We start from the raw sequence: 15,325 nt of genomic DNA, 5'->3' as shown, positions 1-15,325 counted from the left end.
GCTGCGCAGTACGCTTCGGAGGTATGTCTGATGAAGTATGTTGATGGTTTTGTTGTTGCCGTTCCTGCCGATAAAAAGGATGCCTATCGGGAAATGGCCGCTAAGGCCGCGCCATTATTTAAAGAGTTCGGTGCGCTTCGTATTGTCGAATGCTGGGCCAGCGATGTACCGGATGGTAAAGTGACCGATTTTCGTATGGCGGTGAAAGCGGAAGAGAATGAAGAAGTTGTCTTTAGCTGGATTGAATACCCTTCAAAAGAGGTCCGCGACGCTGCTAATCAAAAGATGATGTCGGACCCACGGATGAAAGAGTTCGGCGAGTCCATGCCGTTTGACGGCAAGCGAATGATCTATGGTGGATTCGAATCAATCATCGACGAGTAGGTAGCGTGACGGGCTGTGCGGCGTGCCGTCAGCCCTAAAATTCACAAATGTTGCTCGGCCCAGCGTAAGAAATCCTCTTTCGGTAATGCCTTGCTGTAGAGCCAGCCCTGACCGTAGTGCACGCCATGCTGGCGTAGCCACTCTTCTTGTTTACTGGTTTCGATTCCCTCCGCAACCATTTTCAGTTTCAGTGTTTTTGCCATTTCGATGATATGCGGCGTGACATTTTTATATTCCAGCGCATCAACGAAAGATTTATCGATCTTCAGAATGTCGACATCCAGATCCTGTAAATAGCTTAAACTTGAATACCCTGTACCAAAATCATCGAGATAAATTTCATGGCCCGCCTCCCGGTAGCGAGAAATTATCGGGGCGCTGGTTTTCGGATCGGCAAACTCGCGTTCAGTGAGTTCAAGCGCGATCTGTCTGGGATTAACCTGATAGTGATTGATCATTTCACGCAGCAATTGCGGGATTTTTTCCGAGGTGAGCACGGTGGATTCAAGATTGATCGAAATATGCTGCTGAGGATGCTGACGCAGCCAGTCGCCCATATCTTCAAAGACGCTTCTTATAATCAGTAGCGTCAATGGCTCAGAAAGGCCCGTTTGCTGTGCCAGCGGAATAAAACTATCTGGTGACAACCAACTACCGTCTGTCTGCGGCCAGCGCGCCAGTGCCTCAGCACCGACAATTTTGCCATTGGCTAAGGAGACAATCGGCTGATAGTGCACGCAAATATCACGATTTTCGATAGCATCCTGCAGCCGATGATGCGGTGACTGGATACGGCGCAAAATACGCAGCACAAACATCGCTGCCAGCAGGCCAATCACCAACCCGAGCGGTAACCAAATAAAGACTTGCCGATGCCAGCCTTTCTGCAACATTTTCGTTGAAGCCCAGGTGATGATCGAAATATTCATCTCCGGTAAGGGCAGGATATCGTAAATGATTCCATTATTTTCGATATGCTCACCGGGTGTTTTTTGTAGCCTGGTAATAATTCCCTGAGCAATTTTATCGCTGCTGGTTATGACAACGTTATGGGCATTGCCAATAATGGCGGCATCAATTTGCCATGAGCTATAGGGAATGACATCAATAAAGGAAGCAGGGTCGATCATGACGACATAATGTGCCGTTCCCATGGCGACCATATAACGGATAATGCCTAAATCGCTATGCGATGTTAACCAGACACGATAACCATCTTTCGAAATTTTACCTGGCTCGGGGAAGGTATCGGGCGGGCTTTCATGCTCCAGAGACGAACACTGGGGAACGTTGTTATCGATATAAACCACTTCCTGAATATAGCGATAACTGTAAGATACCCGACGCATTTCCATGAGATGGGCTTCGCTACAGGCAGCGCCTTGCCATCTTTCCAGCTCTTGCAGCGCATCTTTCCCTTGTGTCGCCACCTTATTGGCCCGAATAGCGACGCGGGAGGAATACGTATTCAGCTCTTCAATAAATGATGTTTCTACCTGCTGATGGGCCAGCCAGATGCTTAAGCCGACAGGCAGCAATACTGAAAGAATCAGTACTCCCGAAATAAGGCTGACCAGATGTCGTGTTCTCACCAGCATATCCTTATTAACACAGTGTAGGGAAAGTATATCTGATTGTGGAAAAAGGCTGGCAGGAGATAAGGAGGTAGAGCTGGTATTTCCTGAAGTGATGGGTGGAAGCGATCGTTGTCATTTGACCAGGCGTAGAGCTTTACGCCTGGTATGTACCCCTAACTTAAGATGTTGATTCGGCGCGAGCGAGGGTAAAAATATCGTAAAAAGATAGTTCACCTTTACGGACGATCATTTTTTGCAGTTGTTCTTTATGAACATCCGTGACACGCGGAGAGTTCAAGATGGCTTCAACCAGCGCGGCAGGTACAAAGCGCGTGTTGTACCATTCGCCGTTATAGCAAACGCGGAAATCCAGCACGTCGATATCTTCATAGCGGTAGCGTGGGTAGACATCGAAAAAGAAGAAACCATTAAGCAGGATAAATAATACAACCAGTAGCCAGACAGAGCCTGAAAGCGTTTCGGACTGCAACATCACCGCCAGGGTGGCAAAAAAAGCAACGTACATACCGATAAACAGCCCCGGATGTTTACGGATAAAACTGATACTAAAGCGGGGTTTGTTGTCGCGTTTTTCGCGGGTATTCAGAGACTCAATCGTTTCGGTCAGCAGGCGTTGTATTTCGGTCATCGTTTGCCTTCGTGATATCTGCAACTTTCCAGGGAACACCCTATTTTAACGTGGGAATAGTAGAGGGGAAGTAACAGATTTGCCACGATTTTGCATAACAGTTGAGAAAAGCTGGTTACAATTTTTTAATGATTCTGGCTGGATTACCGCCCACGACAACGTTGTCCGGGACATCTTTTGTGACAACTGCACCTGAGGCTACCACGACGTTATCACCAATGGTCACACCAGGGTTAATGACTGCACGTCCGCCAATCCAGACGTTATTACCGATGGTGACGGGTTTCCCCAGTTCAGCACCGCTATTACGTGCTACAGGGTCGATGGGATGTGTTGCCGTGTAGATATGAACGCCTGGTGCCAACATACAGTTATCACCAATGCGAATAGGGCAGACATCAAGCATCACGCAATCGAAGTTGGCGAAAAAATTATTGCCGAGAAAAATGTTATAGCCATAGTCACAGCGAAACGTTGGCTCAATATAAGCCTCTGTCACCTGACCGAATAAATCAGCAAGAATTTGCTGGCGTAATGTGTGCTCTTCCGCCAGGGAATGATTGTATCGGTGAATAAGCCGACGAGCTCGCAGGCGATCGCGAGATAACGCCTCATCTGCCGAGTGATACAACTCACCAGCAATCATCTTTTCTTTTTCTGTGCTCATTACTGACTTCCGGTTGCTGAAAATGCGGCAACACAGTAAGACGAAAAGTCAGTGAAGAGAACGTTCCCATTACATCTGTGTGATGAAGATCACATAGGGTATGTCTTCATGGCGAAAAAAGTGCAAAATTCTTAATAAACAGCCAGTTATAGCTCCGAAAGTGAGTTATTTATTAGCGAATAAATTTCCATACTGAGGAAGGGATCTTGTCGTACAGTTTATTCATGGTCAATTCGGCGAGGCGGTGATCTGCGGCTGAGTAAAATACCGCCAGTTCATTATCTGATAATTCGTATTTATTTTTCTCGATAACACGCTCCAGCGTGTCAATTGTCTGGCAACGACGTAAACGCATTAAATAATCGGTTTTCGTTAAAGGTTTTTCGGACATACTTCTACCCATGGTTGTAATAATTCTAACAAGATAAACTCGCAGGATTCTCTTTCGTCGCATTGACAAAACAACGGAATAGTCGATTACCTGACTTCCGCCATTTCTGAAGATCCTGCATATTAATACCATAACTACTGAACAACATAAAGGTGTCATCCAGATATTCGTCGATCTGCTCAATGAGCTTATTGTCTTCATTATACTTAATTTTGTAATTAAGTGCGAAGGTCGCAATATGCTCAATCAGTTCATTCAACTGGAGGTTGATCGCCGAGGTTGGGTCGTTAACCCAGCCATGATTGCTTTCTTCAAGGTTTGCAAGGCAGTCATGATACAGGGTTTCACAGAGAAACTTAAGCTGTGCGATATCATGTCTTTTGGGTGAGTATTCATCCATAACGCGTCCCCTTCTTAGCGGTTGAACTAACGGACACCTTTCGGGATGGAAAAAACTTACTGACCTGGACTTGCCCTCTCGTTTGTTAGCTTAACTATAAGCCACTCTTTGTAGGTTTTCATCGCATTATTACGAAAAATTACAATTAGGAAGGAAGCGGGACAGGACTCACTTTTTCATGCTAGCACCAACCCGCAGCAGGTAAAAGCAGTTTGCTCGAACTGTTCATAACATTTCAGAATTATCGCCAGAAGAAATTGGTGACACTAATACCAGGATTGCTCTGAATATGACGTAATAACCGAGGAATGAATAAAGAATTACCGCAAATAATTAAGAATAGCCTCTAAATGGTTATGGATTATTAAATCTATTAGCGCTACTTAATATAAATTAACTAACAATCAGTATTTTTTATGAATTTTATACGTGGTTAATACTGGTTTTCGTATGAGATCCTGAGTTGGTGGTTCAATACTCCTTAATGTTCGTAGGTTATGCATAAAAAAGGCCGCTTGCGCGGCCTTAGTGATTACACGTTGTATCAATGATGATCGACAGTATGGCTGTGCTCGATATCTTCATTCTTGCGGCTAAAGCGGCGGCGAACCACCACAAAGAATACCGGAACGAAGAAGATTGCCAGTACCGTTGCGGTCACCATCCCGCCCATTACACCGGTACCTACTGCGTTCTGCGCGCCGGAACCAGCACCAGTACTGATAACCAGCGGCATAACGCCGAGGATAAACGCCAACGAGGTCATCAGGATTGGGCGTAAACGCATCCGCACCGCATCAAGCGTCGCTTCAATCAGACCTTTACCTTCTTTATCCATCAAGTCTTTGGCGAATTCGACGATAAGTATCGCGTTCTTCGCCGACAAACCAATGGTTGTGAGCAGGCCTACCTGGAAGTAAACGTCATTGGTCAGGCCACGGAAGGTGGCAGCCAGCAACGCACCGATAACCCCCAGCGGAACGACTAGCATAACGGAGAACGGAATCGACCAGCTCTCGTACAGCGCAGCCAGACACAGGAACACGACAATCAACGAAATCGCGTACAGTGAAGGTGCCTGGTTGCCGGAGAGACGTTCCTGATAGGACATTCCCGTCCAGTCATAGCCAACACCGGTAGGCAGTTTGCTCGCCAGTTGTTCCATCAGCTCCATTGCTTCACCGGTACTTTTACCCGGTGCCGCCTGGCCTAAGATTTCCATAGATGGCAGGCCGTTGTAACGTTCCAGACGCGGCGAACCGTACTCCCAACGAGAAGAGGAGAACGCCGAGAACGGCACCATCTGACCATCAGCAGCACGAACATACCAGTCGCCGATATCATCCGGCAGCATACGGTATTTCGCTTCTGACATGACGTAAACTTTCTTCACACGACCGCGGTCGATAAAGTCGTTCACATAGCTACCGCCCCATGCAGCGCCCAGAGTGGTGTTAATGTCGTTGATAGAAACACCCAGCGCCTGCGCTTTTTCCTGGTCGATATCAATCTTAAACTGCGGGGTATCTTCCAGACCGTTTGGACGTACGCTGGTCAACATATCAGGGTGCTTCGCTGCTTCTGCAAGCAACTGGTTACGCGCCTGAGTCAGTTTTTCGTGACCAAGGCCTGCCTGGTCAATCAGCTCAAAGTCAAAGCCGGTTGCGGTACCCAGTTCCACGATTGCGGGCAGGTTAAAGGCGAAAACCATCGCATCTTTGATTTGCGAGAAAGCACGTGTTGCACGCATGGTAATCGCTTCAACTTTGTTTTCTTCGCCCGGACGATCGGCCCAGTCCTTCAAGGAAACGAACGCAATACCGGTATTCTGACCACGTCCCGCAAAGCCGAAGCCGTTAACGGCGAACACCGACTCAACGTTGTTCTTTTCTTTGGTCAGATAGTAATTCGTTACCTCATTGAGCACTTTCTGCGTACGTTCCTGCGTTGCACCTGCTGGCAGCTGAACCATGGTCATAAATACGCCCTGGTCCTCATCTGGCAAGAAGGAGCTTGGCAGACGCACGAACAGATAGGCCATACCGACCACGATGATCAGATACAGCACCAGGTAACGCCCCGTACTGCGCAGAATACCGCCTACGCTGTCGGTGTAGTGGTGCGTGCTCTTCTCGAACATGCGGTTAAACCAGCCGAAGAAGCCTTTTTTACCTTCCCCGTGATCGCCTTTGGCAATCGGTTTCAGCATGGTGGCACAAAGAGCCGGAGTCAGGATCAACGCCACCAGTACCGACAGCGCCATTGCTGAAACAATGGTAATAGAGAACTGACGATAGATAGCACCAGTAGAACCGCCAAAGAAGGCCATCGGTACGAATACCGCCGACAGTACCATCGCGATACCGACCAGAGCGCCCTGAATCTGCCCCATCGACTTACGGGTGGCTTCTTTTGGCGGCAAACCTTCTTCCGCCATCACACGCTCAACGTTTTCTACCACAACGATGGCGTCATCCACCAACAGGCCGATGGCGAGCACCATCCCGAACATTGTTAGCGTGTTTATCGAGAAGCCAAAGGCGGCAAGGACGGCAAAGGTCCCGAGCAATACCACCGGTACGGCAATGGTCGGAATCAACGTCGCGCGGAAGTTCTGCAAGAACAGATACATTACCAGGAACACGAGGATGATCGCTTCGACCAGCGTTTTAACCACTTCGTGAATAGAGATTTTCACGAACGGTGTGGTGTCATACGGGTAAACAATTTTCAGACCCGACGGGAAGAACGGTTCCATCTTCGCCAGTTCAGCACGGATTGCCGCAGCGGTATCCAGCGCGTTCGCACCGGTCGCCAGCTTGATCCCCAGACCGGAAGCCGGTTGGCCGTTAAACTCTGCGATGATGTCGTAGTTCTCACCACCCAGCTCAATTTTCGCCACATCACGCAGTAGCACGCGGGAACCATCCTGATTCACTTTCAGCAGGATTTTGCCGAACTCTTCAGTAGAGGTCAGACGCGTCTGAGCAATAATAGAGGCGTTAAGCTGTTGGCCTTTCACCGGCGGCGTACCACCGAGCTGACCAGCTGCAACCTGAGCGTTCTGTGCTTTGATGGCGGTAATGACATCAACCGGCGTTAGCTGGAATTTGTTCAGTTCATTCGGGTTCATCCAGATACGCATCGCGTACTGTGAACCGAACAACTGAACGTCACCCACGCCCGACGTACGGCTGATGGCATCTTTCATATTCGCTGCCACGTAGTCAGAGATATCCTCCTGCGTCATAGTGCCATCGGTGTTGATAACCCCGACAACCATCAGGAAGCTGCTGGATGATTTCTCAACGCTCACCCCTTGCTGCTGAACTTCTTGCGGCAGCAACGGCATCGCCAGCTGCAGTTTGTTCTGCACCTGAACCTGCGCGATATCCGCATCAGTACCAGACTCAAAGGTCAGGGTGATCTGCACGGTACCCGTGGAGTCACTGTTAGAGGACATGTACATCAGGTTATCGATACCGTTCATATTCTGTTCGATAACCTGTGTCACCGTGTCCTGCACTGTTTTCGCATCAGCGCCAGGGTAGGAGGCGGAGATCGTTACTGCCGGCGGTGCAATCGTAGGATATTGCGCCACCGGCAGTTTGAGGATCGCCAGCCCCCCTGCCAACATGATGATAATGGCGATCACCCACGCAAAAATCGGGCGATCGATAAAGAAATTAGGCATGTCTTAACGGCTCCTGTTTAAGTTAAGACTTGGACTGTTCAGGCTGAGCACCGCTTGCGGCTTGCTGGTTATTATCAGCGGTAACTTCTTGTGCTTTTACCTGGACACCAGGACGCACTTTCTGCAGCCCACTTATTACTACGCGATCGCCTGCTTTCAGACCTTCTGTCACCAGCCACTTATCGCCGATAGCCTGGCTTGCAACGATCGGACGGGTTTCCACTTTGTCATCCGCGCCAACCACCAGTACGGTGGCATCGCCACGCGGCGTACGGGTTACGCCCTGTTGCGGGACTAAAATAGCGTTTGGATTAAGCCCTTCTTCCAGACGTGCACGCACGAACATACCCGGCAGCAGAGTGTGATCCGGGTTCGGGAAGATAGCGCGTAGGGTGATAGACCCAGTGGTCTGATCAACGGTAACGTCAGAGAATTCCAGCGTACCGTCCTGCGGGAACTTAATGCCGTCACTGGTGATCAGCGACACTTTGGCTTTGCCGTTCTCTTGTTTCAGCGTGCCATTCGCCAGTTCCTGTTTCAGGCGCAGGAAGTCGTTGCTGGACTGGGTCACATCAACGTAGATCGGATCAAGTTGCTGCACGGTTGCCAGCGCAGTCGCCTGACCGTTCTGTACCAATGCGCCTTCCGTCACGTTTGACTTACCAATGCGACCACTAATCGGAGAGGTAACTTTGGTGTAAGCCAGATTGATTCGCGCAGTTTCAACGGCAGCTTTCGCCGCAGTTACCGCAGCATTCGCCTGTTGCGCATCAGCCAGAGCCTGATCGTACTCTTGCTTACTGATGTACTGAGTACCGAGCAATTTCTGATAACGATTCACCGTCAATTGCGCGATATTGGCTGCAGCCTGGGCTTTCGCCAGATCACCTTTCGCACTGTCGTATGCCGCCTGATAGGTCGCAGGATCAATCTGATAGAGAGAGACACCTGCTTCGATGTCGCTACCTTCTTTGAAATTACGCTTCAGGATAATCCCGCTAACTTGAGGACGAACTTCTGCGATCCGGTAGGCACTGGTGCGACCCGGAAGCTCGGTTGTGATCTGCAGAGGTTCAGTTTTGACTGTTACTACGCCAACGGCGGGCATCTGCTGGCCACCTTGTTGGGCCTGTTTGTCGTCACATCCTGTTAGGGCTAAGCTGCCTGAGAGCATCAGAACGACCGCCAGAGGCGTAAACCCTCTGTTTTTGTTCATATGTAAACCTCGAGTGTCCGATTTCAAATTGGTCAATGGTCAAAAGTTAATAAACCCATTGCTGCGTTTATATTATCGTCGTGCTATGGTACATACATTCACAAATGTATGTAAATCTAACGCCTGTAAATTCACGAACATATGGCACGAAAAACCAAACAAGAAGCGCAAGAAACGCGCCAACACATCCTCGATGTGGCTCTACGTCTTTTCTCACAGCAGGGGGTATCATCCACCTCGCTGGGTGAGATTGCAAAAGCAGCTGGCGTTACGCGCGGTGCAATCTACTGGCATTTTAAAGACAAGTCGGATTTGTTCAGTGAGATCTGGGAACTGTCAGAATCCAATATTGGTGAACTCGAGCTTGAGTATCAGGCAAAATTCCCTGGCGATCCACTCTCAGTATTAAGAGAGATATTAATTCATGTTCTTGAGTCCACGGTGACAGAAGAACGGCGTCGATTATTGATGGAGATTATATTCCACAAATGCGAATTTGTCGGAGAAATGGCTGTTGTGCAACAGGCACAACGTAATCTCTGTCTGGAAAGTTATGACCGTATAGAACAAACGTTAAAACATTGTATTGAAGCGAAAATGTTGCCTGCGGATTTAATGACGCGTCGCGCAGCAATTATTATGCGCGGCTATATTTCCGGCCTGATGGAAAACTGGCTCTTTGCCCCGCAATCTTTTGATCTTAAAAAAGAAGCCCGCGATTACGTCGCCATCTTACTGGAGATGTATCTCCTGTGCCCCACGCTTCGTAACCCTGCCACTAACGAATAACCCTGAATCTGACTCCAGGAATTTTCCTGGACATTTTCGTCGTTGCTATTCTGGTTCACTGCGTCGTGATATTCTTGCGGTTTGACTTTTTCAGGTCGTTCTTCAGGTTCAGAAACCTTCATTCATCATGACTATGTTCCAGTATTACAAACGATCACGGCATTTTGTTTTTTCAGCATTTATTGCTTTTGTTTTTGTCTTGTTATGCCAGAACACGGCGTTTGCACGGGCGTCATCGAATGGTGATTTACCGACAAAAGCGGACCTGCAGGCACAACTTGACTCACTGAATAAACAAAAAGATCTTTCTGCTCAGGACAAACTGGTGCAGCAGGATCTGACAGATACATTAGCCACCCTCGATAAAATCGATCGCGTAAAAGAAGAGACAGTTCAGCTACGGCAAAAAGTCGCTGAAGCGCCGGAAAAAATGCGCCAGGCGACAGCGGCGTTAACAGCACTTAGTGATGTCGATAACGACGAAGAAACGCGCAAAATTCTGAGCACGCTTTCGTTGCGCCAGCTGGAAACTCGCGTTGCCCAGGCGCTGGACGATTTGCAAAACGCACAAAATGATCTGGCCTCTTATAACAGCCAACTGGTTTCGCTACAGACGCAGCCCGAACGCGTACAAAATGCGATGTATAACGCTTCGCAGCAGCTGCAACAAATTCGCAGTCGTCTGGATGGGACTGATGTCGGCGAGACTGCCTTACGTCCCAGCCAGAAAGTGTTAATGCAGGTCCAGCAGGCTTTGCTGAATGCCGAGATTGACCAGCAGCGTAAAAGCCTGGAAGGGAACACTGTCTTGCAGGATACCTTGCAAAAGCAGCGTGATTACGTGACGGCGAACAGCGCCCGTCTGGAGCACCAGTTACAACTGTTGCAAGAAGCGGTAAACAGCAAGCGCCTGACTTTAACCGAAAAAACGGCGCAGGAAGCTGTCTCCCCGGATGAAGCCGCGCGTATTCAGGCTAATCCGCTGGTGAAGCAGGAACTGGAAATTAACCAGCAGTTAAGTCAGCGTCTGATTACCGCGACTGAAAACGGTAATCAGTTGATGCAGCAAAACATTAAAGTCAAAAACTGGCTGGAGCGTGCGCTGCAATCGGAACGTAATATTAAGGAGCAGATTGCCGTTCTGAAGGGCAGTCTGCTGTTGTCACGTATCCTGTACCAGCAACAACAAACACTCCCCTCGGCAGATGAACTGGAAAACATGACCAACCGCATCGCGGATTTGCGTCTCGAACAGTTTGAAGTCAACCAGCAGCGTGACGCGCTGTTCCAGAGCGATGCGTTCGTCAGCAAACTGGAAGAAGGTCACACCAACGAAGTCAACAGCGAAGTTCACGATGCATTATTGCAAGTAGTTGATATGCGTCGCGAATTGCTGGATCAGCTTAACAAACAGTTGGGTAACCAGCTGATGATGGCCATTAACCTGCAAATCAACCAGCAGCAGTTAATGAGTGTGTCGAAAAACCTGAAATCCATCCTGACGCAGCAAATTTTTTGGGTGAACAGTAACCGCCCGATGGACTGGGACTGGATTAAAGCGTTCCCGCAAACGCTGAAAGATGAATTTAAGTCGATGAAAATCACGGTGAACTGGGAAAAAGCCTGGCCCGCCGTATTCATCGCCTTCCTCGCTGGTTTGCCGCTGCTGTTGATTGCCGGGCTGATCCACTGGCGTCTGGGCTGGCTGAAAGCGTATCAACAAAAACTGGCTTCCGCTGTGGGTTCCCTGCGTAACGACAGCCAGCTCAACACACCAAAAGCGATCCTTATCGACCTGATCCGCGCACTGCCGGTGTGCCTGATTATTCTCGCTGTCGGCCTGATTCTGCTGACTATGCAGCTCAATATCAGCGAGTTATTGTGGTCGTTCAGCAAAAAACTGGCGATTTTCTGGCTGGTATTTGGCCTGTGCTGGAAAGTGCTGGAGAAAAATGGTGTTGCCGTGCGTCACTTTGGTATGCCGGAACAGCAGACCAGCCACTGGCGTCGGCAAATTGTCCGCATCAGCCTCGCGTTGCTGCCGATCCATTTCTGGTCTGTGGTGGCAGAACTCTCCCCGCTGCATCTGATGGATGATGTGCTGGGGCAGGCGATGATTTTCTTCAACCTGCTGCTGATTGCCTTCCTGGTGTGGCCGATGTGCCGCGAAAGCTGGCGTGATAAAGAGTCGCACACCATGCGACTGGTCACCATTACCGTGCTGTCGATTATCCCGATTGCGTTGATGGTGCTGACCGCCACGGGTTACTTCTACACCACGCTGCGCCTCTCCGGGCGTTGGATTGAAACCGTTTATTTGGTGATCATCTGGAACCTGCTGTACCAGACGGTATTGCGCGGCTTAAGCGTAGCGGCGCGGCGTATCGCCTGGCGTCGTGCACTGGCGCGTCGGCAGAATCTGGTGAAAGAGGGCGCAGAAGGTGCCGAACCGCCGGAAGAACCCACCATTGCGCTGGAGCAGGTTAACCAGCAGACGCTGCGTATTACCATGTTGCTGATGTTTGCGCTGTTCGGTGTCATGTTCTGGGCAATTTGGTCTGATTTGATCACCGTGTTCAGCTATCTCGACAGCATTACGCTCTGGCATTACAACGCTACTGAAGCTGGTGCTGCGGTGGTGAAAAACGTCACCATGGGCAGTCTGTTGTTTGCGATTATCGCCTCAATGGTGGCCTGGGCGTTGATTCGCAACCTGCCTGGTTTGCTGGAAGTGCTGGTGCTCTCGCGACTGAATATGCGCCAGGGCGCGTCGTATGCCATTACTACTATCCTTAACTACATCATTATTGCCGTTGGTGCGATGACGGTGTTCGGATCGCTGGGCGTCTCGTGGGATAAACTCCAGTGGCTGGCGGCAGCATTATCCGTAGGTCTTGGTTTTGGTTTACAAGAGATCTTCGGTAACTTCGTTTCCGGTTTGATCATTCTGTTCGAACGTCCGGTGCGCATAGGCGACACGGTAACCATTGGTAGCTTCTCGGGTACGGTCAGCAAGATCCGTATTCGTGCGACAACGATTACCGATTTCGATCGCAAAGAAGTGATTATCCCGAACAAAGCGTTTGTTACCGAGCGTCTGATCAACTGGTCGTTGACTGACACGACTACGCGTCTGGTGATCCGTCTCGGCGTGGCCTATGGCTCCGATCTGGAAAAAGTGCGTAAAGTGTTACTGAAGGCGGCGACTGAGCACCCAAGGGTGATGCACGAACCAATGCCGGAAGTCTTCTTTACGGCGTTTGGTGCCAGCACGTTGGATCATGAGCTGCGTCTGTATGTGCGTGAACTGCGTGACCGTAGCCGTACTGTCGATGAGCTGAACCGTACTATCGATCAGCTGTGCCGTGAAAACGACATCAACATTGCCTTTAACCAGCTTGAAGTGCATCTGCACAACGAGAGGGGCGATGAAGTGACGGAAGTGAAACGCGACTACAAAGGCGACGATCCGACGCCAGCGGTAGGGTAATAACCAAAGGGGGCGACATTTAGTTGCCCCGAGATTACTAACAAAGTGCGCGTTGTTCATGCCGGATGCGGCGTGACCGCCTTATCCGGCCTACGAAACCGCAAGAATTCAATATATTGCAGGAGCGGTGTAGGCCTGATAAGCGTAGCGCATCAGGCAGTTTTGCGTTTGCCCACAATCTTAGGGGACATTTAGCGGCCCCATTTATTTCTCACTTTTCCGCCTCATCATCGCGCGTTAATTTCTTTTCATAATCGCGTTTTACAATATCCAGCGCGCGCAGCACGGTGCGGGCTGGGATCTGATTTTCTTCCAGTAGCACAATCAAATCGACGGCCAGTTTGACATCGTCAGGGGCATTTTCCAGTGACATACTCTCTCCATTGCTAGCGGGTTAAACGCGCTAACCTGTTTTCGATTTTTTCCAGCGCATGGCGGCAGCGTGCCAGGCGCGCTTCATAGGCTTCCACTTCACGATGCAGCGTCTGCTGTTCCACGAGAGCGGTCGCTCGCGCCAGACGGGCTCTACGTTCGGCAACCATCTCACGTAGCCGCCGCTCAAAATCCTGATGCTGAATACGTTTACGCTGCCAGCGGGCAATTTTCGGTGGTGCGCTATCCCACTCGCGTAGCGACCAGGCTGTGGCTTCACGCGCTATAGCCTCCAGTTGCGCCGCCAGATGTTCTGCCAGCCAGGCGACTTGCGGCAGCTGTTGCTGCTCAACCGCATGACGAAGCGCAGCCAGGTTATCGCCCGCCTCATCGAGACAAGCCTGTAGTGTTGTCGCACGGGTCTGAAAAAGGTGCCTGTCAAAACGGGCACTTAGCGTGGCAAATTGCGCTACCGGGGCACAACGCTGACGCAGCGTGGCGAGCTGTCCTTCCAGTTTTTCCAGTAGCAGGGTGGTTTTCACGATAAGACCTCAATGAAAATGATAATTGTTATGCTAAAGTAGCCACTCTGTAAGCTGACAACACTCAATATGCAACGAATCATTTTAATCATCATTGGCTGGCTGGCGGTAGTGCTGGGTACGCTGGGCGTGGTATTACCGGTATTACCGACGACGCCGTTTATCCTGCTGGCGGCCTGGTGCTTTGCCCGTTCTTCCCCGCGCTTTCACGCCTGGTTGCTGTACCGCTCATGGTTTGGCAGTTATCTACGTTTCTGGCAGAAACATCATGCGATGCCGCGCGGCGCAAAACCACGGGCGATTTTGCTTATTTTGATTACGTTTACGATTTCGCTGTGGTTCGTCCAGATGCCGTGGGTGCGCATCATGTTGCTGGTAATTCTCGCCTGTTTGCTTTTTTATATGTGGCGAATTCCGGTGATTGATGAAAAGCAAGAAAAGCACTGAAGCACAACAATCGCAGTTGCAATTATTGCGTACAGCCAGTACATTCTGGCGTTTTCGAGCACAGGCGCAGGCGGTCAAAGGTTAAACAACTGTTACTTTTGATACGTTCAAAACGCGCCGTGAGTACCACCGTAACAAGCAGGCATACACTTATGACCGCGACTGCACAGCAGCTTGAGTATCTCAAAAATAGCATCAAAAGCATTCAGGACTACCCAAAACCCGGCATTCTTTTCCGCGATGTCACCAGCTTACTGGAAGACCCGAAAGCTTACGCTCTCAGCATCGACTTGCTGGTTGAGCGTTACAAAAATGCGGGCATTACCAAAGTGGTCGGCACCGAAGCGCGTGGCTTCTTGTTTGGCGCTCCGGTAGCTCTGGGTCTGGGCGTTGGCTTTGTACCGGTCCGTAAACCGGGCAAACTGCCGCGTGAAACCATCAGTGAAACTTACGACCTGGAATACGGCACCGATCAGCTGGAAATCCACGTTGATGCCATCAAACCGGGCGACAAAGTTCTGGTGGTGGACGATCTGCTGGCAACCGGCGGCACTATCGAAGCGACCGTTAAACTGATCCGTCGTCTGGGTGGTGAAGTAGCTGACGCTGCGTTCATTATCAACCTGTTCGATCTCGGCGGCGAACAGCGTCTCGAAAAACAGGGCATTACCAGCTACAGCCTTGTCCCGTTCCCGGGCCATTAATTA

14 protein-coding genes are annotated in these 15,325 nt (G+C 50.0%); 5 read left to right on the top strand and 9 right to left on the bottom strand.

The genetic code is table 11. The features are described 5' to 3' along the window. Window positions 1–30 precede the first annotated feature (30 nt). Window positions 31–384, top strand: a complete 354-nt coding sequence (locus HBM92_RS18005) for a DUF1428 domain-containing protein (protein ID WP_000878140.1) — start codon at window positions 31–33, stop codon at window positions 382–384. Between the two features lie 41 nt (window positions 385–425). Here HBM92_RS18005 and pdeB read toward each other — a convergent pair whose 3' ends face one another. The 7 genes from pdeB to acrA all read right to left on the bottom strand — a co-directional run bounded on the left by pdeB (window position 426) and on the right by acrA (window position 8,978). Then, the gene (gene pdeB, locus HBM92_RS18000; protein WP_001528761.1) at window positions 426–1,976 is read right to left on the bottom strand and encodes a cyclic-guanylate-specific phosphodiesterase PdeB; all 1,551 of its coding nucleotides are present in this window, start codon (window positions 1,974–1,976) and stop codon (window positions 426–428) included. A gap of 163 nt (window positions 1,977–2,139) precedes the next feature. Then, window positions 2,140–2,610 (bottom strand): YlaC family protein, encoded by a 471-nt coding sequence (locus HBM92_RS17995; protein ID WP_001304825.1) that lies wholly within the window; start codon window positions 2,608–2,610, stop codon window positions 2,140–2,142. A 115-nt stretch (window positions 2,611–2,725) separates the two neighbouring features. Then, window positions 2,726–3,277, bottom strand: a complete 552-nt coding sequence (maa, locus tag HBM92_RS17990; RefSeq protein WP_000102539.1) for a maltose O-acetyltransferase — start codon at window positions 3,275–3,277, stop codon at window positions 2,726–2,728. 172 nt (window positions 3,278–3,449) lie between these two features. Continuing rightward, complete coding sequence (locus tag HBM92_RS17985) at window positions 3,450–3,668, bottom strand: HHA domain-containing protein (protein ID WP_001291435.1); 219 nt, start codon at window positions 3,666–3,668, stop codon at window positions 3,450–3,452. Window positions 3,669–3,693: 25 nt separating this feature from the next. Next, window positions 3,694–4,068: an Hha toxicity modulator TomB gene (gene tomB / locus HBM92_RS17980; RefSeq protein WP_000344800.1), complete on the bottom strand. Its 375-nt coding sequence runs from the start codon at window positions 4,066–4,068 to the stop codon at window positions 3,694–3,696. Window positions 4,069–4,612: 544 nt separating this feature from the next. Then, complete coding sequence (gene acrB, locus HBM92_RS17975; protein ID WP_001132480.1) at window positions 4,613–7,762, bottom strand: efflux RND transporter permease AcrB; 3,150 nt, start codon at window positions 7,760–7,762, stop codon at window positions 4,613–4,615. A gap of 22 nt (window positions 7,763–7,784) precedes the next feature. Beyond that, entirely contained in the window at window positions 7,785–8,978 is a 1,194-nt protein-coding gene (acrA, locus tag HBM92_RS17970) for a multidrug efflux RND transporter periplasmic adaptor subunit AcrA (RefSeq protein ID WP_001295833.1), read from the bottom strand. Between the two features lie 141 nt (window positions 8,979–9,119). Between acrA and acrR the strand changes: the two genes are divergently transcribed. Together acrR and mscK are read left to right on the top strand one after the other, a co-directional pair. Beyond that, window positions 9,120–9,767, top strand: coding sequence for a multidrug efflux transporter transcriptional repressor AcrR (gene acrR / locus HBM92_RS17965; RefSeq protein WP_000101737.1), 648 nt, complete (start codon window positions 9,120–9,122; stop codon window positions 9,765–9,767). Window positions 9,768–9,894: 127 nt separating this feature from the next. Then, complete coding sequence (gene mscK, locus HBM92_RS17960) at window positions 9,895–13,257, top strand: mechanosensitive channel MscK (protein ID WP_000177755.1); 3,363 nt, start codon at window positions 9,895–9,897, stop codon at window positions 13,255–13,257. A 211-nt stretch (window positions 13,258–13,468) separates the two neighbouring features. Here mscK and rsmS read toward each other — a convergent pair whose 3' ends face one another. Together rsmS and priC are read right to left on the bottom strand one after the other, a co-directional pair. Next, a complete protein-coding gene (rsmS, locus tag HBM92_RS17955) occupies window positions 13,469–13,630 on the bottom strand; it encodes a pleiotropic regulatory protein RsmS (RefSeq protein ID WP_000051146.1) in 162 nt (53 codons plus the stop codon). Between the two features lie 13 nt (window positions 13,631–13,643). Beyond that, entirely contained in the window at window positions 13,644–14,171 is a 528-nt protein-coding gene (gene priC / locus HBM92_RS17950; RefSeq protein ID WP_000858961.1) for a primosomal replication protein N'', read from the bottom strand. 69 nt (window positions 14,172–14,240) lie between these two features. On the opposite strand from priC, the gene HBM92_RS17945 reads away from it, so the two are divergent. Both HBM92_RS17945 and apt read left to right on the top strand, forming a co-directional pair. Further along, window positions 14,241–14,618 carry a DUF454 family protein gene (locus HBM92_RS17945; RefSeq protein ID WP_001188900.1) on the top strand — a complete coding sequence of 126 codons (378 nt, stop codon included), beginning with the start codon at window positions 14,241–14,243 and terminating at the stop codon, window positions 14,616–14,618. A 152-nt stretch (window positions 14,619–14,770) separates the two neighbouring features. After that, window positions 14,771–15,322 (top strand): adenine phosphoribosyltransferase, encoded by a 552-nt coding sequence (apt, locus tag HBM92_RS17940; protein WP_000127356.1) that lies wholly within the window; start codon window positions 14,771–14,773, stop codon window positions 15,320–15,322. Window positions 15,323–15,325 lie beyond the last annotated feature (3 nt).

Source organism: Escherichia sp. E.sYA108 (genome assembly GCF_011754335.1).
In the GTDB taxonomy this organism is placed as follows: Bacteria; Pseudomonadota; Gammaproteobacteria; order Enterobacterales; family Enterobacteriaceae; genus Escherichia; species Escherichia coli.
Note: the sequence above shows the minus strand (reverse complement) of the source record. Positions and strands in the feature narration are given on the sequence as shown.

Coding starts and splice junctions, on each gene's coding strand:
- acrA (WP_001295833.1), bottom strand. CDS start 8,978: ATGAACAAAAACAGAGGGTTTACGCCTCTGGCGGTCGTTCTGATGCTC.
- tomB (WP_000344800.1), bottom strand. CDS start 4,068: ATGGATGAATACTCACCCAAAAGACATGATATCGCACAGCTTAAGTTT.
- acrB (WP_001132480.1), bottom strand. CDS start 7,762: ATGCCTAATTTCTTTATCGATCGCCCGATTTTTGCGTGGGTGATCGCC.
- acrR (WP_000101737.1), top strand. CDS start 9,120: ATGGCACGAAAAACCAAACAAGAAGCGCAAGAAACGCGCCAACACATC.
- HBM92_RS18005 (WP_000878140.1), top strand. CDS start 31: ATGAAGTATGTTGATGGTTTTGTTGTTGCCGTTCCTGCCGATAAAAAG.
- mscK (WP_000177755.1), top strand. CDS start 9,895: ATGACTATGTTCCAGTATTACAAACGATCACGGCATTTTGTTTTTTCA.
- HBM92_RS17995 (WP_001304825.1), bottom strand. CDS start 2,610: ATGACCGAAATACAACGCCTGCTGACCGAAACGATTGAGTCTCTGAAT.
- HBM92_RS17945 (WP_001188900.1), top strand. CDS start 14,241: ATGCAACGAATCATTTTAATCATCATTGGCTGGCTGGCGGTAGTGCTG.
- rsmS (WP_000051146.1), bottom strand. CDS start 13,630: ATGTCACTGGAAAATGCCCCTGACGATGTCAAACTGGCCGTCGATTTG.
- HBM92_RS17985 (WP_001291435.1), bottom strand. CDS start 3,668: ATGTCCGAAAAACCTTTAACGAAAACCGATTATTTAATGCGTTTACGT.
- apt (WP_000127356.1), top strand. CDS start 14,771: ATGACCGCGACTGCACAGCAGCTTGAGTATCTCAAAAATAGCATCAAA.
- maa (WP_000102539.1), bottom strand. CDS start 3,277: ATGAGCACAGAAAAAGAAAAGATGATTGCTGGTGAGTTGTATCACTCG.